The 22786-nt window shown below is 69.1% G+C and carries 20 protein-coding genes and 1 pseudogene; 8 read left to right on the forward strand and 13 right to left on the reverse strand.

The window, feature by feature from the left end; all coding sequences use genetic code 11:
* Window positions 1–163: 163 nt before the first annotated feature.
* The 4 genes from AB0I22_RS13975 to AB0I22_RS13990 all read right to left on the reverse strand — a co-directional run bounded on the left by AB0I22_RS13975 (window position 164) and on the right by AB0I22_RS13990 (window position 5226).
* Window positions 164–3862 carry an AAA domain-containing protein gene (locus tag AB0I22_RS13975; RefSeq protein WP_363130987.1) on the reverse strand — a complete coding sequence of 1233 codons (3699 nt, stop codon included), beginning with the start codon at window positions 3860–3862 and terminating at the stop codon, window positions 164–166.
* Window positions 3859–4254 (reverse strand): hypothetical protein, encoded by a 396-nt coding sequence (locus tag AB0I22_RS13980; protein ID WP_363130988.1) that lies wholly within the window; start codon window positions 4252–4254, stop codon window positions 3859–3861. The genes AB0I22_RS13975 and AB0I22_RS13980 overlap by 4 nt, the downstream gene beginning before the upstream one ends.
* A gap of 73 nt (window positions 4255–4327) precedes the next feature.
* Window positions 4328–5005, reverse strand: coding sequence for a restriction endonuclease (locus AB0I22_RS13985; RefSeq protein WP_363130989.1), 678 nt, complete (start codon window positions 5003–5005; stop codon window positions 4328–4330).
* Complete coding sequence (locus tag AB0I22_RS13990; RefSeq protein WP_363130990.1) at window positions 5005–5226, reverse strand: hypothetical protein; 222 nt, start codon at window positions 5224–5226, stop codon at window positions 5005–5007. Before AB0I22_RS13990 ends, AB0I22_RS13985 begins: the two co-directional genes overlap by 1 nt.
* Before the next feature lie 1148 nt (window positions 5227–6374).
* On the opposite strand from AB0I22_RS13990, the gene AB0I22_RS13995 reads away from it, so the two are divergent.
* Window positions 6375–7871 carry an IMP dehydrogenase gene (locus AB0I22_RS13995; protein WP_363130991.1) on the forward strand — a complete coding sequence of 499 codons (1497 nt, stop codon included), beginning with the start codon at window positions 6375–6377 and terminating at the stop codon, window positions 7869–7871.
* A 33-nt stretch (window positions 7872–7904) separates the two neighbouring features.
* Here AB0I22_RS13995 and AB0I22_RS14000 read toward each other — a convergent pair whose 3' ends face one another.
* The 5 genes from AB0I22_RS14000 to AB0I22_RS14020 all read right to left on the reverse strand — a co-directional run bounded on the left by AB0I22_RS14000 (window position 7905) and on the right by AB0I22_RS14020 (window position 11738).
* Window positions 7905–8552 (reverse strand): glyoxalase, encoded by a 648-nt coding sequence (locus AB0I22_RS14000; RefSeq protein WP_363130992.1) that lies wholly within the window; start codon window positions 8550–8552, stop codon window positions 7905–7907.
* 5 nt (window positions 8553–8557) lie between these two features.
* On the reverse strand, window positions 8558–9088 hold the full coding sequence (locus AB0I22_RS14005; protein WP_363130993.1) for a helix-turn-helix transcriptional regulator: 531 nt from the start codon (window positions 9086–9088) through the stop codon (window positions 8558–8560).
* A gap of 120 nt (window positions 9089–9208) precedes the next feature.
* Window positions 9209–9625 carry a VOC family protein gene (locus AB0I22_RS14010; RefSeq protein WP_363130994.1) on the reverse strand — a complete coding sequence of 139 codons (417 nt, stop codon included), beginning with the start codon at window positions 9623–9625 and terminating at the stop codon, window positions 9209–9211.
* Window positions 9626–10085: 460 nt separating this feature from the next.
* Window positions 10086–11102: a hypothetical protein gene (locus AB0I22_RS14015; RefSeq protein ID WP_363130995.1), complete on the reverse strand. Its 1017-nt coding sequence runs from the start codon at window positions 11100–11102 to the stop codon at window positions 10086–10088.
* Between the two features lie 69 nt (window positions 11103–11171).
* Window positions 11172–11738 (reverse strand): helix-turn-helix domain-containing protein, encoded by a 567-nt coding sequence (locus AB0I22_RS14020; RefSeq protein WP_363130996.1) that lies wholly within the window; start codon window positions 11736–11738, stop codon window positions 11172–11174.
* A gap of 100 nt (window positions 11739–11838) precedes the next feature.
* On the opposite strand from AB0I22_RS14020, the gene AB0I22_RS14025 reads away from it, so the two are divergent.
* The gene (locus tag AB0I22_RS14025) at window positions 11839–12762 is read left to right on the forward strand and encodes an NmrA family NAD(P)-binding protein (RefSeq protein ID WP_363130997.1); all 924 of its coding nucleotides are present in this window, start codon (window positions 11839–11841) and stop codon (window positions 12760–12762) included.
* Window positions 12763–13087: 325 nt separating this feature from the next.
* Here AB0I22_RS14025 and AB0I22_RS14030 read toward each other — a convergent pair whose 3' ends face one another.
* Window positions 13088–14944 (reverse strand): UvrD-helicase domain-containing protein, encoded by a 1857-nt coding sequence (locus AB0I22_RS14030; protein ID WP_363130998.1) that lies wholly within the window; start codon window positions 14942–14944, stop codon window positions 13088–13090.
* A 289-nt stretch (window positions 14945–15233) separates the two neighbouring features.
* On the opposite strand from AB0I22_RS14030, the gene AB0I22_RS14035 reads away from it, so the two are divergent.
* Window positions 15234–15488, forward strand: coding sequence for a hypothetical protein (locus AB0I22_RS14035; protein ID WP_363131129.1), 255 nt, complete (start codon window positions 15234–15236; stop codon window positions 15486–15488).
* 119 nt (window positions 15489–15607) lie between these two features.
* On the opposite strand, the gene AB0I22_RS14040 is transcribed toward AB0I22_RS14035, so the two are convergent.
* On the reverse strand, window positions 15608–15940 hold the full coding sequence (locus AB0I22_RS14040) for a hypothetical protein (RefSeq protein WP_363130999.1): 333 nt from the start codon (window positions 15938–15940) through the stop codon (window positions 15608–15610).
* Window positions 15941–16533: 593 nt separating this feature from the next.
* Between AB0I22_RS14040 and AB0I22_RS14045 the strand changes: the two genes are divergently transcribed.
* The 3 genes and pseudogenes from AB0I22_RS14045 to AB0I22_RS14055 all read left to right on the forward strand — a co-directional run bounded on the left by AB0I22_RS14045 (window position 16534) and on the right by AB0I22_RS14055 (window position 18360).
* Window positions 16534–16707, forward strand: coding sequence for a hypothetical protein (locus AB0I22_RS14045; RefSeq protein ID WP_363131000.1), 174 nt, complete (start codon window positions 16534–16536; stop codon window positions 16705–16707).
* Between the two features lie 280 nt (window positions 16708–16987).
* Window positions 16988–17476: pseudogene (locus tag AB0I22_RS14050) on the forward strand (transposase); the annotation flags it as partial.
* 56 nt (window positions 17477–17532) lie between these two features.
* The gene (locus AB0I22_RS14055; RefSeq protein ID WP_363131001.1) at window positions 17533–18360 is read left to right on the forward strand and encodes an endonuclease/exonuclease/phosphatase family protein; all 828 of its coding nucleotides are present in this window, start codon (window positions 17533–17535) and stop codon (window positions 18358–18360) included.
* Window positions 18361–18692: 332 nt separating this feature from the next.
* On the opposite strand, the gene AB0I22_RS14060 is transcribed toward AB0I22_RS14055, so the two are convergent.
* Together AB0I22_RS14060 and AB0I22_RS14065 are read right to left on the reverse strand one after the other, a co-directional pair.
* The gene (locus AB0I22_RS14060; protein WP_363131002.1) at window positions 18693–19385 is read right to left on the reverse strand and encodes a TMEM175 family protein; all 693 of its coding nucleotides are present in this window, start codon (window positions 19383–19385) and stop codon (window positions 18693–18695) included.
* Window positions 19386–19904: 519 nt separating this feature from the next.
* A complete protein-coding gene (locus AB0I22_RS14065; RefSeq protein ID WP_363131003.1) occupies window positions 19905–20411 on the reverse strand; it encodes a hypothetical protein in 507 nt (168 codons plus the stop codon).
* A gap of 185 nt (window positions 20412–20596) precedes the next feature.
* Between AB0I22_RS14065 and AB0I22_RS14070 the strand changes: the two genes are divergently transcribed.
* Entirely contained in the window at window positions 20597–21934 is a 1338-nt protein-coding gene (locus AB0I22_RS14070; RefSeq protein WP_363131004.1) for a histidine kinase, read from the forward strand.
* Window positions 21931–22635: a response regulator transcription factor gene (locus AB0I22_RS14075; protein WP_363131005.1), complete on the forward strand. Its 705-nt coding sequence runs from the start codon at window positions 21931–21933 to the stop codon at window positions 22633–22635. The genes AB0I22_RS14070 and AB0I22_RS14075 overlap by 4 nt, the downstream gene beginning before the upstream one ends.
* The last annotated feature ends 151 nt before the right edge of the window (window positions 22636–22786 follow it).

Raw genomic sequence — 22786 nt, forward strand, 5'->3', positions numbered from 1 at the left:
CCATCGGCGAGTACCGACACACCGCCCACAAGGCTGTCTGGACAGCGTCGACAGGGCCAGCAATCCAATGCTCCGCGAATGTGGTTGACCGCTGTCAAGGCCAAGCTCACGGGGAGCAGGCGACGGCACGATCGCCTGCTCCCCGTGTTCCTGGTCTTCTCTCTCATCCGCCGCTGAGCCGTCGCGTCACTCGATCCGCTCGGCCCGCCCACACGTGCCAGGCAGGCAGCCGCACGCCATTCGGCAACAGGGCTGCATGGCTGAGGGTGAGCCTCAAGTGGCGTGCGCCTTCCATGGCGGCCGACGCCCCATGGTCGATCTGAACCTGGACTGCGTCCATACCCCGGCGGACATCGAAGTCGTAAGGATAGCCGTCTGCCGTGACATTCCGGTCGAACAGGGCTCCGGAAACCTCGTCTGTCAGCAGGAGTTGGAGCCGGTCTCCGACAAGCTCGCGCTGTTGATCGGATTCCACGCCCTGCGGAGACCGCGCGGCCTTGGCTTCAGCCGCGTCCAAGAGAGCATGCGGCATACCCGAACGGGCCGACCAGAAGTCGCGGTCGCCGAAGACGATGAGGTGCGAACGGGCGCGGGTGATGGCTACGTTCCACAAGTTGATCTCGCGGCAGAGCCAGTTGACCGCACTGGGGCGCATCCTCGCGCCCGCGACGAGCGACAGCAGGATCACGTCCTGCTGTCCTCCTTGAAACGTGTGCACCGTACCGACGCGTACCCGCGGCTCGTTTTCCCAACGCTTGGCGACCAGGTCCTTCTGGGCCCGGAACGGGGTGACGACCCCTACCGTCGATCCTTCAGGCAGACGCATCAGCAGCCGCTCCACCGAAAGGTGGACTCGATCCGCCTCTTCCTGGTTCTCCCACGACCCGTTGCGGCCCCGGCGCGCCGTTCCTGTCACATCGAGCCACTGAACCGCGTCGACCCCTTCCAGACGGCGCAACGACCGAGGCTCGGTGAGGACCGTCAGCCGGTCGCCGTAGCAATACCGATTGGAGATGCCGACGATGTCGGGGTGACAGCGGAAATGCTCATCCAGCAGCAGGGTCTCCCCTGCCGCCTGGGCAGCCGCGTGGAACGAGGAGTAGCGGCGGTGCTCGAACCGGTGCTCGTCGAGCCAACTCGCCCGCAGCCCCGCTCCGCGGTGCGCCTCGGCCTCCTGCCGGGGTTGAAGTGTCGTGATGTGCTGCAACTGCATGGGGTCGCCGATCACGAGGGCCCGACGTGCGCGAAAGAGCAGAGGCAGAACATCCGGCGTAGAACACTGGCTCGCCTCGTCGATGATGACCAGGTCGAAGAGGGCGGCCCGGTCACGGAACCGCCGAGGAGACCTCGCGGTGACGGCCCAGCCGGACACCTGCGGCAGAATGCGGTCCAAGGACGACCATTGCCGCGGCGACCGTGACTTCACGGCTTCGATGCGGTCGTGGATGGCCGCACGCACGGTTGTCGCCTGCTCCGCCACCAAAGTCCGCAGCAGTACCGCTGCCGTCTCCCGGGCCCGTCGATCAGCCTCCCGGAGCGTCGTCAGGAGTTGAGTGTCGTCCGCAGCCGCGTCGGCATCGGCACGCTTGTCCCGCCAGATCGCCTCGGCTTCCGCGAAGCGGATAAGGTCAGCGAACTCCTCAGGCTCCGCGACCTGTAGGGACAGCGAGGCGAGGCCGCGCAGGCATCGCCTTCGCAGCCACCCGCCGAAGATGCCGAGGCGCACTGCCATACGAGCCCGGCGCAGCCACCGGTTGAGTGAGACATCGTCGCCCAGGGCCACAGCGAGCATCTCGGGGTCGCTGTGTCGTTGTTCGGCATAGGAGAAGCGCATTCGGCCGAGGTCGGCCAATTCTCGCTCCCGACGGGCGGCCTCGGCGAGGCCTCGACGCTGCGCTTCCTGCTCTCGGAGGTGGTTCCGCAGTTCGCCTTGGTGCATCTGGAAGGACTGGAGGGGCTCAGCACTGCGGGTCAGCCGCTCCAACGTCCGCAGTTCTTCCTCTACGGCTGCCTGATTGCCCGTACGGACGAGAAGGCCCGGAGCCAGGACCTCGCAGCGCTCCCAGACCTCGTCCACCGCCTTGTTGTTGGTCGATGCGACGAGCACGGTCTGACCAGCTGCTCTGGCGGTGGCGACCGCGTTGACGATGAGCTGGCTCTTCCCGGTGCCGGGCGGCCCCGTGGCGACGGTGAGCTTACGAACCATGGCGGCCCGGATGGCCGCCTCCTGTCCTTCGTTCAGCTCCAGTGGGGCGACTACCCTCACCTGCTGTTCGGCGCGTTCGTCCACCTCTTGGCCCGCCCGCGCGGTGAACGCGTCGAGCGCGGTGCCTGCGAACTGGCCGACACTCTTCTGCAGGGTCTTGTAGTCCTTCAACAGCTGTGCGGTGGCAGCTGAGTCCGGCCGTGCGGCGAAGACGATGGCCACATTGCGGACGCCTTCGTGCGCGGCGTACAGCGTGCTGCCGTCGCCGAGTGATCCGGGGTCCAGGTGCTCCGTGTCGGGTAGTCCCAGTTCCTGCAGCAGGCTGCGCAGGTCGCGGATCATGTCGTCGCGGAAACCCGGGCGCCAGTTGGGCTGGTAGGCGGCGAGCAGCTCCGTGCCTTCATCCTTGCCCAACCGGTCGAGAACGAGTTTCGGATGCAAGGCGATCGGCCCTGTGGGGGTTACCGCACTGCGTCCCTGCGGGTCGCGTTCGACCTCGATCTGACGCATAGCGAGGGGCGCACACACCTGCCGCTTTCCGTCGTAGAGGACGGCGACGGGATACCCGTACCAGAGATCGGCACCATCCTTATGGGCCTGCTCGGCGAGGTCCACCACACGTTCCGGCGCTTGCACTGTGGCTTCCGTGCCGGAGAGCAAGACTTCCTCCCCCGCCGGCCAGACCGCGCGCGGAGGGTCGCTGCCCACCAGCGGCAGCAGTTCGTCAGTGGAGTTCTCCGCCTCCAGGCAGTGCTGGTAGTACGTCAACAGCCGTGACCAGTCGGCGTCGGTGAAGGCGGAGTCGTCATGTGCTGCCTCGACGGACTTGGCCGGTGACGGCACCACCCCTCCGACTCCGTCACTGACCGCCGTGTGTCCGGCGGGCAACGGCTTGAGGGCCGGGATCTGCCGGCCTGCGGAGGCACGGGCGAGATAAATGTCGCCGGTCACCTGAAGACTCGACTGGGTCGGCGTCTGCCGACGTCCGTCGGGCGCTTTCTGCAGGTCTCGGCTGATGTGCCGGAACAGGTCATTCGCCGAGACCTGCCCGTCGCCGTCGAGGTCCGCCTGTCCCGAGTGCAGACCTTCGACTATTGCTCTGGTGAACTGCGAGGGCTGGTCCGCATCGGTGGTGAATGCCGGTTCCCAGTGCTGCGAGGCGGTGATGACGTGCACTCCGCTGGCCTCGACCACCGGAGCTGAGGCCGAGCGCGAGGCTCCCTTGCTGCGGAAACCCTGTACCGCGCTACCGCTGAAACAGCAGTCGAGCAGCAGGACCTTGCGTCGTGCCGCGCACTTCTCCAACTGGTCGGTCACATAGGAGGCTTCGATGGCGGTCTGCTGGATTCGGCCTTCCACAGTGTCCGTAGTGACGTAGTAGAGCTGACCGTCCTCACGGTCGTACGCCCCGTGGCCGCTGAGATAGAGCACGACCAGTTCGTCCGGCTCGCGATCCCTCAGAAAATCTTCGACGGCCTGTCTGATCGCGGCCTTCGATGAATCCTCGACCTTCAAGCATTTCTCATACCCGCCAACCGCCGGCATGTCCAGAACCTGGCTCAGGTAATGGACGTCTGCGCGAACGGAGGGCAGGGCGGGGAAGTGAGCGTCCCCATAGACAGCGGTGCCCACGAGCAAGGCGTGCTTGCGGCTCATCGCTCGTCCCCCGGGGCGATGCCCTGCCTTCCGTCCTGTCCGTCCCGCAGCGCCCTTACCTCTCGCCCGGATACTCCGCCCTGGAATTCCGTGACCGTACCGTCGGAGTGCACGATGCGCACCTTGCGGCTTTTACGGACTTCGACCCACGCCCTGATGGCAGACCTCGCCAGCGCGAAAGTTCCCGAAGTGAGGATGAGCACGACCTCCGGGGACAGCAGTTCCGTCCCTTTCGCACTCACCAGGTCCAGCGACGCTTCGGACTCGGCAAAGCGCACCTGGGCGTCGTCCAGCCGGCGCAGGACCTCACGGAGCTCTCGCGCCTCGGCCTCCGCATGCCGCGGGTCGGCGCCGAACACCTGGATTGTCGCGGCCTCGATCTCGTCGGACATATTCTCCCTCATACCGCCAACTCACGTGCTTACAAGCTGGATTATCAGCACTGCTGATGGCTCGTCAGCCTAGCTACTGATCTCGCCGCGCCGATCCGAGCATCCAGCGCCTGTGTCGTGCGCTTCCGTCCGAAACCGACAAAATTCTGTACAGCGGCTCGCCCAGGTCCGCCCATCTCTCCAGTGCGTCCCGATCCACCAGGTGAATCCCATAGCGTGGCCCGCTGGCTCTCGCGGATGCCGTAAAACCACCGGTGGTGATGATCACCGCGAATTGGGCGCCGTGGTCATGGCGGTACGTGCCGTTGACTCGCTGCACATCCTGGTCCCCGACCCGCCGGTCCTGACGCAACCGCTTGCACTGCACGACGACCCGCCGTCGCGAACGGTCGACTACAAGCACGTCGGCGCCTTTGTCCCCCGCTCTGCCCACATGCTCCGCGGCCAGTCCGTCACGGCGCAGCAGGGAGCAGACCGCCAACTCGAACGCCCGAGGATCCAGGGCGTCGAGATATGCCAGTGAATACCGCACGGGCCCGGCGGAGAACCGCGAGCGGTCGATCCATCTCCGTACAGTCGGCCACCCCGGCTTCCAGCCCAGCCCCACTGCCGCGGCGGTCAACACGATGCCCGCCCACACGGGCCACTGCTCGGCCGCCTGCCAGAGCGCACTGCCCCCAGCCAGGGCTCCGACGCCCCACCCCCACCAGGGAATCGCCTCCCACCCTCCCTGGCTCCGGCCGCGCCGCATCAGACGACCGGGCCGAAGAGCGCCCACACTCCGCCGGCCAGCCCGAACAGTGCGAGGCCCGCCAGATCGGTGATCGTGACCAAGGTGAAGGCATGGTCGCGACAGCGCGCGAACAGCCCCCTGCGCCTACGGCGACACGGCCGGTTGTAAGCGGTCGGGCCTCCGCAACGCGACACCAGTGCGGTGCCGCCGATCACCAGTAATGCCACGACGAGCAGCATCGGATCCCCCCCCCATTCCCCACACCGCGCCTCTATGAGTATCGGGAGGGTCTACTGGCCCGGCCAAGTGCTTCTTCGGCCGAGCGGGCCGAAACAGGGGCGCGTGGGGGCACCGACGGCGTCATTTGCTTGTGTATCCCTTGCGCGCGCCCTCCGAAGCGGCGGCCACTGCTTGAGAAGTTGCGAGGGTGGAACGCGGACCGACGGCGACTGACGGGCGGGACACGACATGTCGTATATCCATTACTGGAAACTGGTCTTCGCCGAGCCGGTCTTCGTGAGGTGCACGACCAGTTTCATGCTCTGGTCTTCCGTGCACCGACTCCGTACGAGGAGGAGTTGGTCGCCGATCAGTTCGGAGAGACGCCCTATACCGTCCTTGCCCTCTAACGTACGCGGGCAACCGAATCAGGCATCCTGCCTGATCGCTCGACATCGTCTTACGGTACTGGCGCGCGCCGGCTGCTGGGGAGCGCAGCGCGCCTTGTAGGCAGGCTCCGTGGTCCGATCGGCTCTGCTCCATGCGGCGAGCTCGGCCCAATGTCGAGGACGAGAACGAGCCTCTCCCCCTCGGCAAGCCTCTGCCCTACGAGCAGGCCCGGCGCGAGCAATTGTGGTTTTCGCCCGCCTGGCCCCGGACAGCCCAGAGACCCAGCCCATACGTATGCAGGCGGCCCCAACTGGCCAGGCGCCGCCCCTCTCTGTTGCCCCCACGACTCGCCGCAGTCCTGGGGCGGCGCCGCGCCGAACGGCCGTAGCCGCAGCCCCAGTTCTCACGAGCCCGTCCAGACCCTCGCCGGCCCGTCCCGTGCGACCCGAAATCGACCCGAACTCGACCCGCACGGCGCGACCCGCGCGCTGGGGCGCGTATCTCATGGCGGCTGACGGCCCCAGCCAAAAGGGCGGGAAGCAATCGCCCCGGCGCGCCGGTTACCTGTGGCGGCCACGATTCGTGCGGCGGCTGAGTCTGTCGCTAAGGTGCCACGTCACGACCGCTCCCCGTTCGATCCACGGACCGGTCAGGGCTCTGCCGCAGTCGGTGGCAACTCCACGGCTGCGCGCCGGTCTCTGTCCGTCCGGCCCGGGAACACGGGGGCGAGCCTCACGGCGGGGCAGTCGGGCCCCGGCCGACGGGTCAGGAGGAACGAGTGGCACAGATCATCGCCGAGGTCTCACGGACGTTCAACGAGTTCCTGCTCTTGCCGAACCGGACTCGGACCGACTGCTCTACCGCGACGGTCGACTTGCGTACGCCCCTGGTCCGGCACATCGCGGGCGAGGCGTCGGCGATCGAGCTGCGGTCCCCGTTCACGTCCGCGATCATGCAGGCCGTCAGCACACCCGAACTCGCCATCGCGCTCGCGCGAAACGGCGGTCTCAGTTTCCTGCACCACAATCAGCCGGTCCAGGACCAGGCCGCGGCGGTCCGCCAGGTGAAGAACTTCAAGGCCGGGTTCGTCACCAGCGATACGAACGTCCGGCCCGACGACAGCCTGAGCCTCCTGGTCGATGTCATGCGCCGCACCGGTCACAGCACCGCCGCGGTCACCCACGACGGGACCGCCGGCGGGCGGCTGCTCGGGCTCGTGACCTCGCGGGACTTCCACCCCCAGCGCCATGATCTGGACGGGCCGGTCAGCGGGCGGATGACCGCGGTCGCCGACCTGGTCCACGCCGGGGCCGACATCACGCTCTCCGAAGCCAACGCGCGCCTGTGGGACGGACGGCTGGACTGCCTCCCGGTGCTGGACGCCGAAGGCCGCCTGCGGCACCTGGTGTTCCGTTCCGACTACGCGGACAACAAGCGCTTCCCCAACCAGGCCGTGGACGCCGCCAAACGCCTGCGCGTGGGCGCGGGCGTCAACACCCACGACTATCAAGAGCGCGTCCCGGCCCTGCTGGAGGCGGGCGTGGACGCGTTGTGCTTCGACTCGTCCGACGGCTACAGCGACTGGCAGGCGCAGGCGCTGTCCTGGGTGAAGAAGCACTATCCGGAGATCCCGGTCGGCGGCGGCAACGTGGTCGACGGCGAGGCGTTCACCTTCCTCGCCGAGGCGGGCGCGGACTTCGTCAAGGTCGGGGTGGGCGGCGGCTCCATCTGCATCACCCGGGACCAGAAGGGCATCGGCCGGGGCCAGGCCAGCGCCGTACTGGACGTCGCGGCCGCCCGGGACGCCTTCCGCGAACGTACCGGCGAGTACGTACCGGTCTGCTCCGACGGCGGACTGGTGCACGACTACCACGTGGCACTGGCCCTGGCGATGGGCGCCGACTTCGTCATGATGGGGCGCTACTTCGCGCGCTTCGACCAGGCGGCCGGCGCGAAGCTGCCCACCCGCGACGGCTTCGTGAAGGAGTACTGGGGCGAGGGTTCGAACCGGGCCCGCAACTGGCAGCGCTACGGCCAGGGCGGCCAGGGGCTGGTCTTCGAAGAAGGCGTGGACGGCTACGTCCCCTACGCGGGCGGCCTCGACGAAGGGCTCGCCCAGACCGTCGCCAAGCTCAAGACCACGATGGTCTCCTGCGGCTCCGCCACCCTGCCGGAGTTCCGGTCCACGGCCCGGCTCACCATCGTCTCGGAACAGAGCTTCCAGGAGAGCCACGCCAACGTCACCCTGCGGGACGCCCCGACGTCCGTCTCCTGACGGTGCTGACGCCGCGAACGGCGCCGGAGTGAGCTACGCGGCGGCCTCCCAGGCGAACCCGTCCGGGTCGGTGAAGGGGCCCGCGGTGCCGCCGATGACGATGCGGTGCGAGCCGGCGCCTTCGGCGGGGACGCCGAGATCCTTGGCGAGGCCGCCGCGCTTGTACAGCGCCAGCTTGACGGGGCTGGACTCGCCGGAGGCGAACTCGGCGTACTTGCCGCCGAAACTCCTGGCCACGGTCAGCCCCCGGCCGGCGTAGAACCGCTTGCCGGCCTTCACGTCCTCGACGCCGAGCAGGAGGACGATCTCGTCGATCTCGCGGGTGGCCGGGCCGGTGTCCTTCTTCGCCGAGGTCGCGACCTTCCAGATCGTCCCGTCCGGCGCCTGGACGACGCCGCCGTAGCCCCACAGCGACTTCGCGGCGGGCTTCAGCACCGTGGCACCGGCGTCCACGGCGGCGGAGAAGAAGCTGTCGACGGTGGCAGGGCGGGACACCGTGAGCGCCAGGGTGAAGCCGCGGAATCCGGTGGTGTGCGCCTCGGACGCCCGCAGGCGTACGTACGCGTCCACCCCGAAGGCGGTGTAGAAGCGCCGGGCGGCCTCGGGGTCGGCCACCTCAAGGGTGACGGACGCGATGAACATGGTCGATGCGGTGGATGCCGTCGATGCGGTGGTTGCCATGGCCATCACGCTAGGGGTCGCTCGGTGGCCGGCGCTTCTCGATTCCTGACCGGTCTTGTCACCTGCTTCGCCACACACGCCGGCATCCCCTCCACGGTGACCGCAGGCCCCGCCGCACCGGCCGTACTCGCGTCGTCAGTACGGTCGGCCGCCGCATCCACCGCACCGGCGGCGCGGCGCCGGAAGGCCCCGGGCGACATGCCGACCAACTCGGTGAAGCGGGCGGTGAACGTGGGCAGCGACGCGCAGCCGACCGTGAAGCACACCTCGGTGACGCTGAGGTCGCCACGCCGCAGCAACGCCGCCGCGCGCTCGATGCGACGCGTCATCAGGTACGAGTACGGCGGCTCGCCGTACGCGGCCCGGAACTGCCGGCTGAGGTGCCCGGCGGACATGTTCACCCCACGGGCGAGCGCCTCCACGTTCAGCGGCTGCGCGTACTCCCGGTCGATCCGGTCGCGGACGCGGCGCAGCCGCGCGAGATCGGCGAGGCGCTGCGCCTCGACGCGGGCACGCTGCCACTCAGGTCGGCACACGGGAGTGCATCCCTTCCATTCCTCTTTTTCTTCTTTCTCTTCCATTTTCATCTTTCATCGCGTCTACGCCGCCTACGCGTGCCGGGGGCCAGCTGAGACAGGCCCCCGGCACGCATGCGCTCAAGCGCCGCGAAGCTCCTGGATGCGGATCAGGTTGCCCGCGGGGTCGCGGAAAGCGCAGTCCCGGATGCCGTACGGCTGCTCGGTCGGCTCCTGGACGACCTCGGTGTCACCGGCCTGGACCTTCGCGAACGTGGCGTCGAGGTCCGGGGTGGCCAGCAGAATCCAGCCGTAGGTGCCCTTGGCCATCATTTCGGTGATGGTGCGGCGCTCGTCCTCGGTGATTCCCGGGTCGGCGGCCGGCGGCGCCAGGAGGAGGGACGTGTCGGGCTGACCGGCCGGGCCGACCGTGATCCAGCGCATCCTGCCCTGCCCGACTTCAGTGCGTACCTCGAAGCCGAGGATGTCGCGGTAGAAGGCGAGCGACGCGTCCGGATCGTCGTGCGGCAGGAAGCTCGTATGAATGGTGATGTCCATGTCGAGAAGGCTAGAACCGGCCTGTGCCCCGCGCTTCTCGATTCCTGATCGATTCCTGATCATTCCTGATCGATACGGCCATGCTCTCGGCTCCGATACGTCGATCCTCCGGTCTTTCGTTCCTCGGTTCCGTCGCTCCCCGGTTCCGTCGGTCCTCAGTTCCTTCGATCGGCAGGTCCGGCAAAACCCCCGGCCCAGCCCGAACGCCCCACGACCGCCCGAGCAGCCGACGGCCAGCCGGGGGGGACGCGCTCCTGCGAACATCGTGCGTCAGACGTCGTCGCACGAGAGGGTGCGGGCCGCCGCACCGCATGCCCGGGCCGCGCTCCGGTGCGCCGGTGTGCGCCGCGTTCGTCCGCTTCGGATTCGGGCAGTGTTCGATCCATACCCGCCGCTCTCCGAGTGGTCCTGACCGGTCGCGGTTTCGGGAGATCCCGGCATCGCCGCCCCGTGGAAATGTTCAGGCCGTTGAGCCCCACTTCGCACGCTCCGAAACGCTCCGATGCGTAATCCCCTTCCGCCCAATTCCCGGTTGCGATCGCTGATGGGCGAGGCCGTGATGACGGGACAGGCGCTGGCGGACTCCGTCAACGCGGCCGCGGGCGAGGCGGGCCGCGTCGTCAGCTACGACCGTACGTCGGTGGCGCACTGGTTGCGGGGCAGCCGCCCCGCGCCGGACATCGTGGCGTTCGCCGCCGAGGTCTTCTCCCGCCGGCTCGGCCGGCAGGTGTCGGCGGCGGATCTGGGCATGGCGCCGGACGCCGCCGTGCCGCCTCCGCCCGGTGATCCGCTCCCCACCGCCGAGGAGGCGGTCGGCCTGCTGCTGGGCCTCGCGGCCGGCGGTCGCGGAGGGGACAAGGGCGCGCGCACTCCCCCGTACCGCCTCGACTCGACGGAGCTTCCGCCGTTCCGTGCCCTGCCCCGCGTGGTTCCCCCTGCCCTCGATCCGCGCCGTGAGCGCGTCGGCGCCGCGCAGGTACGAGCGGCCGAGCGGCTGCTGCCCGTACTCGTCGACTGCGACCGGATGCTCGGCGGCGGCTTCGCGCGGGACGCGCTCGCCGCGCTGCTCGCCGGCGACCTGGCTCCGCGCCTGCGCTCTCCGGCCGCCCCCACGGTGCGCCATCGACTGCTGGCGGTCACCGCGGATCTCGCGCGGCTCGCGGGCCGGATGAGCGTCGACGAGCTGGCGCACGGCGCAGCCCTTTCGTACTTCCGCGCCTCGACCGCGTTCGCCGCCGCCGTCGGTGACGCGCATCGCTACGCGGTCACGCTGTGCGCCATGAGCGCGCAGGCGCAGGACCTCGGCCACGGAGACCAGGCGCTCGGGTTGGCGGTTGCCGCGCTCGACGGCGAGCCGCGGCACTCGGCCGAAGCGGACCTGCTGAACCTCCGGTTGGCGCTGGCGCGGGCGGGATGCGGGGATCGGCGCGGCGCGCTCACCGCCACCGCCGAGGCCGAGCGGAGAGGCCCGGGTCACCGACGAACGGCACGACGGGGCACGCGCTCCTGGCCTCGATGCTGCCGGACTGCCGGTCGCGCGCCGTCCTCAGCCCTGCGGGCTCAGTCCCGCCACCGCCAGCCGGAACAGCCGGTCCGCTCGGGCGGCGGGGCCGGGGTGGTGCTCCGTGGCCAGGACGATGCCGACGGCCAGCGTGATCAGGTCGGCGACAGTGACGCCCGACGCCACCGCGCCGTCCCGCGCGGCGCGGTGGAGCAGCGGCCCTGCCGCCTCTTCCAGCGCCGCCGAGCAGGCGTTCTCGTGCACCGGCCCGGCCCCGGCGCCGTCGTAGGCCAGCACGGCCGCCAGCCCACGGGCGGAGACGCAGTAGGCGACGACGTCGCTCAGCCATTCCAGGAGCGCGTTCCGGCTGTCGCCCTCGCCGGCCAGATCGCGGGCGCGGACGCACAGGGCCTCGATCCGCTGCCGGGAGACCGCCTCCAACAACGCCTGGCGGGTGGGGAAATGCCGCCGTACGGTCGCCGAGCCCACCCCCGCGGTACGGGCGATCTGCTCCAGGGAGGCGTCGGCGCCACGGGCGGCGACCTCCTCCTCGGCCACGGCGAAGATGCGCGTGTAGTTGCGCCGGGCGTCGGCGCGCTGGCGGTCGGGCATGGCGTGACCTCCACGCTTGCTAAGTGGCGGGGCCCGCCATATCGTACCCGAGTAGAAACGGCGGCCCCCGCCACTTAATGGACGCACCCCGAGGAGCACCATGTCCGCAGACTCCGCGCCCGTCCTGGTCACCGGCGCCACCGGCAGACAGGGCGGCGCCACCGCCCGCGCCCTGCGCGCGGCGGGCATTCCCGTACGCGCCCTCGTACGCGACCCGGCCACCGCCCGCGCCAAGGCCGTCGAGGCACTCGGCGTCGAACTGGTCACCGGCGACCTTCACGACCGCGCCTCCGTCATCCGGGCCGCCGAAGGCGCCCGCGCCGTCTTCTCCGTGCAAATGCCCGCCATGACCGCGGAGGGCCCCGATTTCGAAGGGGAGATAGCCCAGGGCGTCAACCTCATAGAGGGCGCGAAGACCGCCGGAGTGACGCAGTTCGTGCACACGTCCGTCACCGGCGCCGGCCGGCACACCGAAACCCCCGGCTGGGCCGAGGGCCGCTGGACATCGTTGGAACCCGTCATGGGCGCCAAGAGCACGATCCAGGACCGGGTCCGCGCGGCAGGCTTCCCCCACTGGGCCCTCCTCAAGCCGGGCTTCTTCATGGAGAACTTCCTGCCCTCCATGGCGTTCCTCTTCCCCCGCGGCATCGAGGGCGGCCTGGTGAGCGTCCTCAACCCCGAAACCCGGCTGTCCCTCATCGCCGTGGACGACATCGGCAGGGCCGCCGCCGCGGCCATCACCGCGCCGGAGCGGTTCAACGGGATCGAACTGGAGCTGGCGAGCGACTACCTGTCGATGACCGAGATAGCCGAGACCCTCTCCCGAACCCTGGGCACACCACTGTCCGCACCGGACATGACCGAGGAACAGGCCCTCGCCGCCGGAATGCCGAAAATGGGCGCCTCCCACGAATGGCTGAACACAGCCGGCCAACCGGCCCGCCCGCAGTACGCCACGGCCCTCGGCATCCCACTCACCAACTTCGAGGAATGGACACAGAAAAACCTACGGCCCGCGTCCTGACACGCCCCCCAATTCCCCACCCCCTACCGGGCAACGACGCCACCCGCACGGGCACCCACTTCGAACGACGACAAAACGGCTGAACGTCGCGCCGCCGTCACGACATAGGGTCTGCCGCACCATGACCACCTACGACACCAGCAGCCACACCGCCCACGAACTCGTCCGCCTCGTCAGCGACCGCCTCGGCCTGGTCTTCATCGAGCGCGACAGCCACTTCCGAGGGATCTATCACCGCGCCGACATCCCCGACGGAGAGATCCAGATCCAGCCCAACTCGATCCCCGGAGACGATGGCGAAAACAACGCGGTATGCCACGAACAGTCAGGCGGCGGATCTCGACGACCCGGACGGTGGTCCATCAGGCCTGAGCAGATCCGTGGCCCGGTAAGCGGTTGCGTCGGCGTCCCGCGGAAGGAAACGGCTGGCCTTGCCGCTCCACGTGACGACGAGTTCGTCCCGCGCGCGAGTGGCGGCGACGAAGACCAGGGAGCGACACCGCTGTTCCTCTTGACGGTAGCGGGCCGGGTTCGCAAGGCGATACTGCTCGATTCGCTGATGCGGTACCTGCCCCTCGCCGACCGATGTGAGAAAGACGCGCTGGAATTCGAGGCCCTTAAAACGGTGCATGGTGCCAATGCGCACGGCCTCGCGGTCGGCACGGACTCCGTCCCTGCCGAGTTCGACCACCGGGATGGAGAAGGGCTCCCGGGCCAGGACGTTGGCGAACTGCTGCGCGGAACTCCCGTCCGGGACGCTCACGGCCATCGCGGAGTACGGCGTCCCGTAAGTGTCGTGGCGCTCCCTGATAAGAATGGCCACAGCACGCATCTCAGTCAGCCGGTCGGGGGCCCGCCAGAACTGCGGGGCCAGCCCCGTGAGGACGGAACGATAGCTGTCGAGGGTGTCGGTCCCGGTGTCGAGGTCGTCGAAGGCGGCACCGGTGATCAGACCATTGGCGCTGCCCAGAATCTGCCGGGTGGTGCGGTAGTTCAGCGTGAGACGCCGTGACGCACGGCCGCGGATCTCGATGCCCTGGTGGCTGAGGACGACTCGGTTGCCGTAAATACGCTGGTGAGCGTCGCCGACGAGGAAGATGTCGTTCGGTCCTTTGCGGACCATGGCGCGCAGCATCCGCCAGTGCGAGGCGGACAGGTCCTGCGCCTCGTCGACGACGATGTGGTCGTAGCGGGGCTTGAGCCACATGCCGCTGCCGGCCTCCCGGTGGACGAGATCGCGACCGCCCTGTTCCTCCTTGTACCGGGCCTGCTCCTCGGTTCTGGCCATACGGTGCTGCTCGATGACGGCCGCTTCGTCGGCGATCAGGGCGTACGTCGTCTGCCTCGGCGGAGACTCCAAGTGCGCCTTGTAGGCCAGCACAAGTTGCCAGATCTCATGGCGCTGGGCTGTGCTGATTCGAGGGCGTCCCGAGCGGCCGACGCGCCGGGAGGCGTCCCACGAGCCACAGCGGCCCGCGACGATCACATGCTTGAACTCGGTGTCCAGGAAGTCGGCGTCGTATTCGAACCGGCCCGTCTCGGTGAGCACCGTGTGCCACAAGTTCATGGCCGCGTCGTCGTCCATCGGCCTGCCCAGTTCTACCCGGGCCTCCTGGATGATCTCGCGGGCCAGCGCGTCGGCGGACTTCACGTCGACACGGCGCAGCAGTTCGTCGCCGCCCAGTTGGCGAAGCCGCTCCTTGAGGTCCAGCGCGAGGTTGGTGTTGTACGTGGTGAGCAGAACCGGACGCGAGTGGCCGGGAGGCAGCTGGTTCACGAGGTGGCGCACGCGGTGGAGGGCCACGACCGTCTTGCCCGTACCGGGGCCGCCCGTCACCTTGGCGGACCCCTTGAAGTCGCCCACGGCGAGGCATCTCTGTTCCGGGTGGAGAAACAACCGCCAAGCGTCGAAGCTCCTGCCGAGGGCGCCGAGTACGGCGTCGTCGTCGGTCTCGGCCTGGGAGACGGCGCGCTGGGCGGCCCGGGACCAGTCGCGAGGGTTGACATCCTCCTCGGGACGCCACTTTTCGGTGATGTGCTGCCGCACGTCCTGCGGCTCCACACGGTCGTGGAGCGCGAGGAGGACGTCACGGGTGAGTTCCGGGAGGTTGTGGCCGAGCAGTCCCTTGAACTGGTCGGGCGTGCGGACTTTCCGCAGGGCCGGCAGGAGCGAGGGGACCACACCGAGCCCGACGAGGGTCTCATCGTCATAGCGGGCGAAGAGCGGAGTCCGGAGGCTGCTGGTGATGCGGGCCGACGCGTCGGCTTCGGCAGTCGGCTCCCTCGGTGAGGCGGCCTCGGCGGCTTCACCCGGAGTAGCTCCCTCCTCGGCGATACCCTCCCCGGCGGCTTCCGCCGTGCTGGGTGGCGGCGCGACTAGAATTCGAGATTCCCGTGGGGAAGCTCGACAGGTTCAACGAGCTGACGCAGGGCCGGAGTTGGGTATCTATTTTCGGAGGGCCGAAGTGACGATGCGAAATCACCAGGAATTCGACGTGACGGTGGTCGCTGTAGCCCCCGTGGGAGCGAAGGTCGACGTAGACGGCGCGACCGGTTTTATCGACCAGGTCAAACATCCCTCCTGGTGGGACGAGAACGCCGCCCCTCCCCAGGTCGGCGACACCCTCCACGTCACCGTCCTGGACGCCAGCCGCGAACCTCCGCGGCTCAGCGCACTGCAACGGGACATCGACATTGCACGTCGTCTGCGCGGCACCAGTCCGTAACTCCGCCGCACTCCCCGCGCGCTCCGGAATACAGGGCCGCAAGTACACCCTCGACGCCACGGCCCTCGCCGGACAGGGGCCTACCCGGGCCGCCGCTGCCTGCCGGAAGGCCGCACGGCTCATCTGCCGCCGCGGTGCACGAAGGTCGTGTACGGGAAGTCGTCGAGGTGGCCGGCCTGACAGACGAGGACGAAGCGGGCTGCCACGGCGAGCGGAGGCTTGCCCTTGCGCTTGGCGTTGCAGCCCGCGTGGAAAAAACGGGCCTTGTCGGGGCGGCGGGGCCTGTCGTTCTCGAAGCGGAAGTTACTGGAGTCCAGGGCCCCGAGTTCGTTGCAAGCGGTGCAGCGCAGCCACTGGGGGAACGGCAGAACGGGGACGCCGACCTTGGCCGCGGGACCGTTGGGGTCGCGGTCGGTGCCGTCCATCCATGGTGCCGGGCGCAACTGGGTCACCTGGTGGGGGCTGTTGGGGTTGGCGATGAGGCTGTTGACCGCCTACAGGAGGCGGGGTTCCTTGAGATCGGCCCACCCTCTGGGGGCCGAGGACCGCCCGTTGTACAGCGTGGACCTGAAACTGGACGCGGACAGCCCTGGGGTCGGCTTCTGACCAGGAAGAAGAGGGGCCTTAGGTTCCCCGATCACCGTGCGCCCCTGTGGCTGATGCCAGGGGGCCGCGCGGCCCTGTTTCCGTCACCTGGTGGCGGCCCGCTGAGTCACCGTGCCGGCCATCCAGTCCGGCCTGGTCGCAGGCACGGCACGGTGCCGCTTCTGCCGGCCGGGTACACCCTGGCGTACACGTGCCTGCTCATCCCCGCCGCACGACTGGGCGACCGCTCTGGTTACCGGCGGCTCTTCGCACTGGAGATCACTGCCACGCTGAGTTTCTGCGGGGTCCCTGACCAGGAGAGCAAGGAGTACATGGCCGTCATCGTCAGCTACCGGGCATGGTGCTCGACGCTGCTTCAGAGCAGCGTCAGCGGGCAGTCGCCCGCGGCGCATGACGTCCCTGGCGGTGGCCGGAGTCCGTGTGTCCCTCGGAGCGCGGCGTGTGGTGGCTGCTGCTCGGCCTTGGCATCGGCATCGGCATCGGCATCGGCATCGGCACCCTGGCACTGATCAGCACCGGAAGCTGGGCTCGCAGGGCCGCGCAGGAGGCTGCCACTCAGTTTGAGGAGGTGGGCCGGGGCGCAGCGCCTCGGCGGCCCGCCCTCCGCCTCTGACCGCGACACGGAAGAAGCCGCGTACGGGGCTTGGTCCGCTTGGACGGACATTCGAAGTCAGGGGTTCAGCTCCGGCAGGATGTCCATCATGGAGAGCGTGGGGAAGAAGAAGCCGCGCCGCCCTCGCCGTTCGTTCACGCCGGAGTTCAAGGACGAGATCGTCGGGCTATGCCGACGAGGCGACCGCCCGGTCGGGCAGGGCGCCAGGGACTTCGAACTCACCGAGACCGCACTCGCAGCCTGACCACCACACCAATGGTGTCCGTCAAAGCGGAGCAAGCTCAAGCCGCGCAAGCGGTTCGCGAAGGACACCGTGCGCATCGTGGACGGCACCCTTGAGCCCATCCGTGACCGGTCGATCGCCGAGCAGTCGAAGAACTATCGCTATTCCACGGCTCACCAGGTCGTCATCGATGCCGATACCAGCCTGATCGTCGTGGTCGGTCGACCCTTGCCCGGCAACCGGCACGGCTCCCGCGGCTGGGCAGAATCCGATGCCAAGGCCGCCGTCGGCCACACCATGACCATTGCGGACGGCGGCTGCCAGGGCACTGGCCTCGTCATCCCGCACCGTTGTGCGAAGGGTGAGGAAATTCCGGCCTGGCAGGAGGAACACAACTGGTCTCACATACGAGTTCGCGCTCGTGTGGAGCATGTCTTCGCACGAATGAAAGGCTGGAAGATCCTGCGAGACTGGCGCCTCAAAGGCGACGGCATCCATTACGCCAGGCGCGGCATCGCGCGTCTCCACAACCTGGTACTCGCCGGACGGCCCCCCGGCATGATGCGTCCGGCGGTCGCCAGTCGGAACGAAGGGGCGAGACGATGCGCGTACTGACGTGGAACCTCTGGTGGCGCTTTGGTCCGTGGGAGGAGCGACGCAAGGCCATCCGCACTGTGCTGAACGATCTCCAACCCGATGTCATCGGTCTGCAGGAAGTATGGGCCTGCGGCGGAGAGAACCTCGCGGAGTGGCTCGCGTCCCACCTCGACATGCACTGGACCTGGGCACCGTCCCGTGCGCCACAACGATGGCAACGGCGAATCGGGGACTCGACGATCGGCATCGGCAACGCTGTTCCAAGCCGGTGGCCCATCGTCGAGCACGACGTGGCGCAGCTGCCGGCCCGCCGGGGCGATGATGACGGCCGTCTGGCCCTCTACGCAGGAATCGAGACTCCCACCCATCAGGTGCCGTTCTTCACCACCCATCTCTCGTCAGCCATTGACGCCTCTGCGATTCGTTGTCAACAGGTAGCAGTCCTGGCCCAGTTCGTTGCGACGCACCGCCATGGAACCGGCTTCCCGCCCATTGTTACGGGCGACTTCAACGCATTTCCGGACTCCGACGAGGTACGGCAGTTCGGCGGGTACAAAACGTCACCCGCCGCCCCTGGCCAGGTGTTCCTCGATGCGTGGGAGTACGCGGATCCAGGGCAACCGTCAGCGACGTGGAATGCGGCGAACCCCTATGTTGCGGCCGGATTCGAGCCCAGCGCCCGAATCGACTACATCCACACAGGACCGCCTGGTCAAAAAGGCCTTGGCTCCGTCGCCTCGGTCCGCCGTGTCGGTGACGAACCCGTGGACGGCGTCTGGCCGTCCGACCACGCCGCTGTGCTTGCACATCTACGGCGACCATCCGAGCAGTAGCTTCTGCCCCGATCGGCGTCACGGGGGCATCCTGTTGCGTGCGGTTGGCGTCCAGGTACGGGACGCGGGTCCGCGCATACGGCTGCCAGCCGCTCACTGTAGGCGGGGGCACCGACGGGACCAGGACCTGGTGCCAGTGCCGGTGCGGCAAGAACAGAACGGCCTCCTGGGTGGGGTTGGACGCCGTGGTGGCGAGATTGAGCCACGACGGGCCGCCCGGGTCCAAACCGAGGAGGGAGCCGATGGAGCACATCCTGCTGCGAGGCGGCACTCGGCTCCAGCCGGGCCGGCACCGGTGCCGGCCCGGACGTGATCGTCCCCTTGGCTGCGGGTCAGCGGGCGAGTCGGCCCCGGAGGAGCACCCGCCTGGGCAGGATGAGCAGCAGCAGGCTGTAGTACTGCAGGACGGGTACGGCGAGGGCGATGACAAGAGCCAGGATCAGAAGGAGAACGTTGAGATAGCTCTCGGTGTAGGACTCCTGGATCTTGCCCGGTTCCTGATCGTCCTCGTCGAGCAGCCCCGGGGTGGATTTCAGGATCCTCAGCATCGCCAGCCGGCACACCATGCTCGCCAGGAGAACCGTGTAGTAGAACGCTGCCACGAACCGGTCACGGCCGTAGGCACCGATCATCTCCGTCGGCAGGGGGAGCACGACGACGGACAGCAGCCACCCCATGTTCCACACCATCAAGGGGCGGGTGACCCTCGCGACCGACGAGAAGGTCCGGTGGTGCTCCCGCCAGATGTTCGCGATGACCGCGAAGCTGAGCAGGAAGCTCCAGACCTGGTCGAGGTGGCCGGTGAACACCTCGCTGGCCCGCTCGTGGGCGGACACGGCCTCCGGGACGAGATCGATCAGCGGCAGGATCAGCAAGGTGATCGAGATCGCGGTCACCGCGTCGGTGAACAGCACCAGCCGTTCCCCCGAGGCACCCCCTTCGCCTTTGCCCGGCGCGGGGACCGGCGGCTGAGCCGGGCCGTGTCCTCCGGCACCGGTTTGGTCGACGGCGTCGCTGGCACTCATGCGTGTTGCACCTTTCTTCTGTCCGGTCCGTCGGGCCGGGGTCTGCCGACTGCGGCGGCTCCCACGACCAGGGCGGACCCCAATGTCTGGCTGTACAAGGGCTGTTGGGTAATGGACTGTTGGGTAAAGGGCTGTCGGGCAAAGGGCTGTTGGGCAAAACGGCTTCGAGTTCGAGCACGAAGCAGCCGCTGCCCACGGGGGCAGATCCGGCCACGGCAGCCCGCCGGAGGCGGCGGTCGAGGCCGATGACGCACTCGTCGCTCACCCGCCCCGGTGGCCGCCACGAGGCCGGCGCCGGCTCGCACCAAGCGCGGGTTCATCGGCGGTGGCCTCCTTCCCTTCTCTGAGCGCTGGCCGCGCGCCCCTCCATATACATCGGACATCGTCGAACTTCATACTTCGCTCCGCCGCAGGCGTGCCCCGACAGCCCGAGCGCCCCGATCTCGACTGTGCGCGACTCGACCGCCTCTTCTTCGCACTGGGTGGCCGCGCCCTCCGCACCCCGGGGCAGGCCAGGGCTCAGCGCTGCCCGGAGGCGCGCACCATCAGCGCTCCCGAGCGGGTGAGCAGAGCGGCAATCGCCATGAACACCAGCCCGTTGGCGACGATCGAGGGGATGTCCTGAGGCGGGGCGCCATGCCGGAAGAAGAAGCGGCCGAGCTCGTCCTCGAACCAGTAGGTGGCGCCGATGGAGAACACCGAGCGTGCGACGACCAGGCCGATCCACAGCGCCGCGTAGCTGCGGCCGGCCCGGGAGACGACCCCGCCCTCCGGCTCCCGGAAGACCTGGACCTGGCTGACCGCGATCAGCCCGAACAGCACGCCGGCCGCGAGGCCGCAGATCTCGATGGCCAGGCCGATCCCGCTGCCGAAGAAGGTGTGGACGAACACGGGGACGATGATCACCGCGACGATCAGCGGGCGGAGCAGGCGTCCGCGGCTCACCGCCTTGGTGCCGAGGTCGGCGTACAGGGTCGTGAGCAGCACGACGAGGTTGATGAGGAGAGCGCTCTGCAAAGTGGACATGGATTCCGCCGGTCGGTGAAGAGGGGATCTTGTCCACACAGCGTCGAATCTGTGCCCCGGTCCGGGCGTCGGCCGAGGAACCGAGGAGGGTGGAGCGCGGATGCCTCCACCCTTCTCCACCCTCCTCCACCTGCCGGCGGGCCCCGACCCGGCTGCGGGGCAGAGGTACATGCCAAGCTGAAACCATGGTCGTCACCACCGAAGGCAAGCCGTCGTCGGCGCACCCCGTGCCACCGCGGCCGGTTCTGCCCCGTCCTGATCTCTGGCAGCATGCGCTGCCCCGGGTGCTCGGGCTGGCTCTGGTGCTGATCGGCCTGCCGTTCGCGGACGGGCTTGTCTGGTCCGCCACCACCTGGGTGCTGGTGGTGCTGATGAGCGGCGCCTGGGCGCTGTGGAGCGCTGCCGGCTTCCGTACGGGATCTCCCGTGTCCGAGGCGCTGGCAGTGCCGGTCCTGGGCGTCGCGATGATCAGCGGGAACGTCCTGATCACCCTCGAACCCAAGGCCATGCTGGCCACGGCGATCGTCGGCATGGCGGCGGTGTCGTCCGGAGTGTTCCTGTCCACGCTGGTCAGCGCTGCCGTGCTGGCGGCCGGCATCCTGGCACTGGCGATCGGCGGGATCGTGGCCGGCCTCCCCGGGCAGGCCTGGGCGAGCGTCGCCGCCTGGATCGCCGCCCTGCTGGCTTGTCAGCTCGCCGGCGCGACCCGGCGCAACATCGGGACTCAGCACGCGCAGGCGGAGGAACTGCTGCTCCAGACCCGGCGTGTGCACGAGGAGGAGCAGCGGGCCGCGGCGTTGGCCGAGCGGACCCGGGTCGCCCGGGAGATCCACGACGTCCTGGCGCAGTCGCTGGGCGCCCTGGCGGTGCAGTTGGACGTGACCGACTCGCTGCTCACCGCGGATTCGCCGCGCACCGAAGAGGCGGTGGAGCGGGTCCGCAACGCCCGCCGGATCGCCGTCGACGGACTGACCGAGACCCGCCGCGCGATCGCGGCCCTGCGTGCGGACACCCCGCCCCTGCCGGAGGCCCTCACCGCGCTGGTCCACGACCACCGCACCGCCTCCGGCGCGCCCGCGACCTTCACACCGGTCGGCACCCCGCGCGCGCTCGAACCGGACGTCGGGCTAGCGTTGCTGAGAGTCGCCCAGGAGTCCCTGGCGAACGCCGCCAAGCACGCCCGTGGACAGGAGCTGACCGCCACTTTGGACTACGAAGAGGACCAGGTGAGGCTGACCGTGCTGTCCGGGCCTGTCAGCTCCGAGCCCACCGGCTCCGAGCCCGCCGGCTCCGGGCCTGTCAGCTCCGAGCCCGCCGGCTCCGGGCCTGTCAGCTCCGGACCCGCCAGCGCCGAGCCCGCCGACTCCGCCAGCGGCGAGGCCGGCCCACGGCCCCGAGTGGCGGGGATGGACGGCGGCTACGGGCTGGCCGGCATGCGTGAGCGGCTGCTGCTGGTAGGCGGCGACCTGGCGGTCGGCCCCACCCCGGAGGGGTGGCGCGTGCAGGCGGAGGTGCCCGCATGAGTACTCGGGTCGTGGTCGTCGACGATCAGCAGGTGGTCCGCGAGGGCCTGATGACCCTGCTGGACATGATGCCCGGCATCGACGTCGTCGCCGGGGGCGCGAACGGCGAGGAGGCCGTCGCCCAGGTCGCCGAAACGCATCCGGACGCGGTGCTGATGGACCTGAGCATGCCGGGGATGGGCGGCGTGGAGGCCACCCGCCGGATCGTGGCGGCGCACCCGGACGTGGCCGTCGTGGTGCTGACGACCATGGCGGACGATCAGCTGATTCTCGACGCCCTGCACGCCGGCGCCCGCGCCTACCTGACCAAGGACGCCGGCAAGGCCGAGATCGTCCGCGCGATCGAGGCCGCGCTCGCCCGGCACACCACCTTGGACCCGATCGCCCAGGAACGGCTGCTGGCCGCCGCCATGCGCGGCGCCGACCATCCGGCCGAGCGGCGGCGGGCCGAACCGCCGCAGGACCTGCTGACCCCGCGCGAGTCCGACGTACTGCGGCTGCTCGCCCAAGGGCTGTCGAACGGCGCGATCGGCCGGCGCCTGCTGGTCGGGGAGGCCACCGTAAAGACCCACATCAACCACCTGTTCGCCAAGCTCCAGGTCCGCACCCGTGCGGAGGCCGTCGCCTGGGCCCATGCCCACGGCTACGGCCCCAGTGCGGATGATGCGGACGGCGTACGCTCCGGCCGGCCCGCCGGGTGAGCGGCCCGCCGAGCACGTAGCTGAGCACGGCCGCCCGGCACGACGGAATTCTCCGTGATCCCACCTCACCGGGTCACCCGTCAGGCCGTCCGACCAGCCGCTCAGCACGGCTGACGCCCCATCAGGACGAGCGTCGTACGAGCGTCAGGAC

The sequence above is a fragment of the Streptomyces sp. NPDC050610 genome, assembly GCF_040654875.1.
Taxonomy (GTDB): domain Bacteria; phylum Actinomycetota; class Actinomycetes; order Streptomycetales; family Streptomycetaceae; genus Streptomyces.

Bases quoted from the DNA above. Each gene is read 5' to 3' on its own strand.
- AB0I22_RS14065 (WP_363131003.1), bottom strand. From the start codon at position 20,411: ATGTCCACTTTGCAGAGCGCTCTCCTCATCAACCTCGTCGTGCTGCTC.
- AB0I22_RS14075 (WP_363131005.1), top strand. From the start codon at position 21,931: ATGAGTACTCGGGTCGTGGTCGTCGACGATCAGCAGGTGGTCCGCGAG.
- AB0I22_RS14010 (WP_363130994.1), bottom strand. From the start codon at position 9,625: ATGGACATCACCATTCATACGAGCTTCCTGCCGCACGACGATCCGGAC.
- AB0I22_RS13985 (WP_363130989.1), bottom strand. From the start codon at position 5,005: ATGCGGCGCGGCCGGAGCCAGGGAGGGTGGGAGGCGATTCCCTGGTGG.
- AB0I22_RS14025 (WP_363130997.1), top strand. From the start codon at position 11,839: ATGTCCGCAGACTCCGCGCCCGTCCTGGTCACCGGCGCCACCGGCAGA.
- AB0I22_RS14035 (WP_363131129.1), top strand. From the start codon at position 15,234: ATGCGAAATCACCAGGAATTCGACGTGACGGTGGTCGCTGTAGCCCCC.
- AB0I22_RS14055 (WP_363131001.1), top strand. From the start codon at position 17,533: ATGCGCGTACTGACGTGGAACCTCTGGTGGCGCTTTGGTCCGTGGGAG.
- AB0I22_RS13975 (WP_363130987.1), bottom strand. From the start codon at position 3,862: ATGAGCCGCAAGCACGCCTTGCTCGTGGGCACCGCTGTCTATGGGGAC.
- AB0I22_RS13980 (WP_363130988.1), bottom strand. From the start codon at position 4,254: ATGTCCGACGAGATCGAGGCCGCGACAATCCAGGTGTTCGGCGCCGAC.
- AB0I22_RS14000 (WP_363130992.1), bottom strand. From the start codon at position 8,552: ATGGCAACCACCGCATCGACGGCATCCACCGCATCGACCATGTTCATC.
- AB0I22_RS13990 (WP_363130990.1), bottom strand. From the start codon at position 5,226: ATGCTGCTCGTCGTGGCATTACTGGTGATCGGCGGCACCGCACTGGTG.
- AB0I22_RS14020 (WP_363130996.1), bottom strand. From the start codon at position 11,738: ATGCCCGACCGCCAGCGCGCCGACGCCCGGCGCAACTACACGCGCATC.
- AB0I22_RS14070 (WP_363131004.1), top strand. From the start codon at position 20,597: ATGGTCGTCACCACCGAAGGCAAGCCGTCGTCGGCGCACCCCGTGCCA.
- AB0I22_RS14060 (WP_363131002.1), bottom strand. From the start codon at position 19,385: ATGAGTGCCAGCGACGCCGTCGACCAAACCGGTGCCGGAGGACACGGC.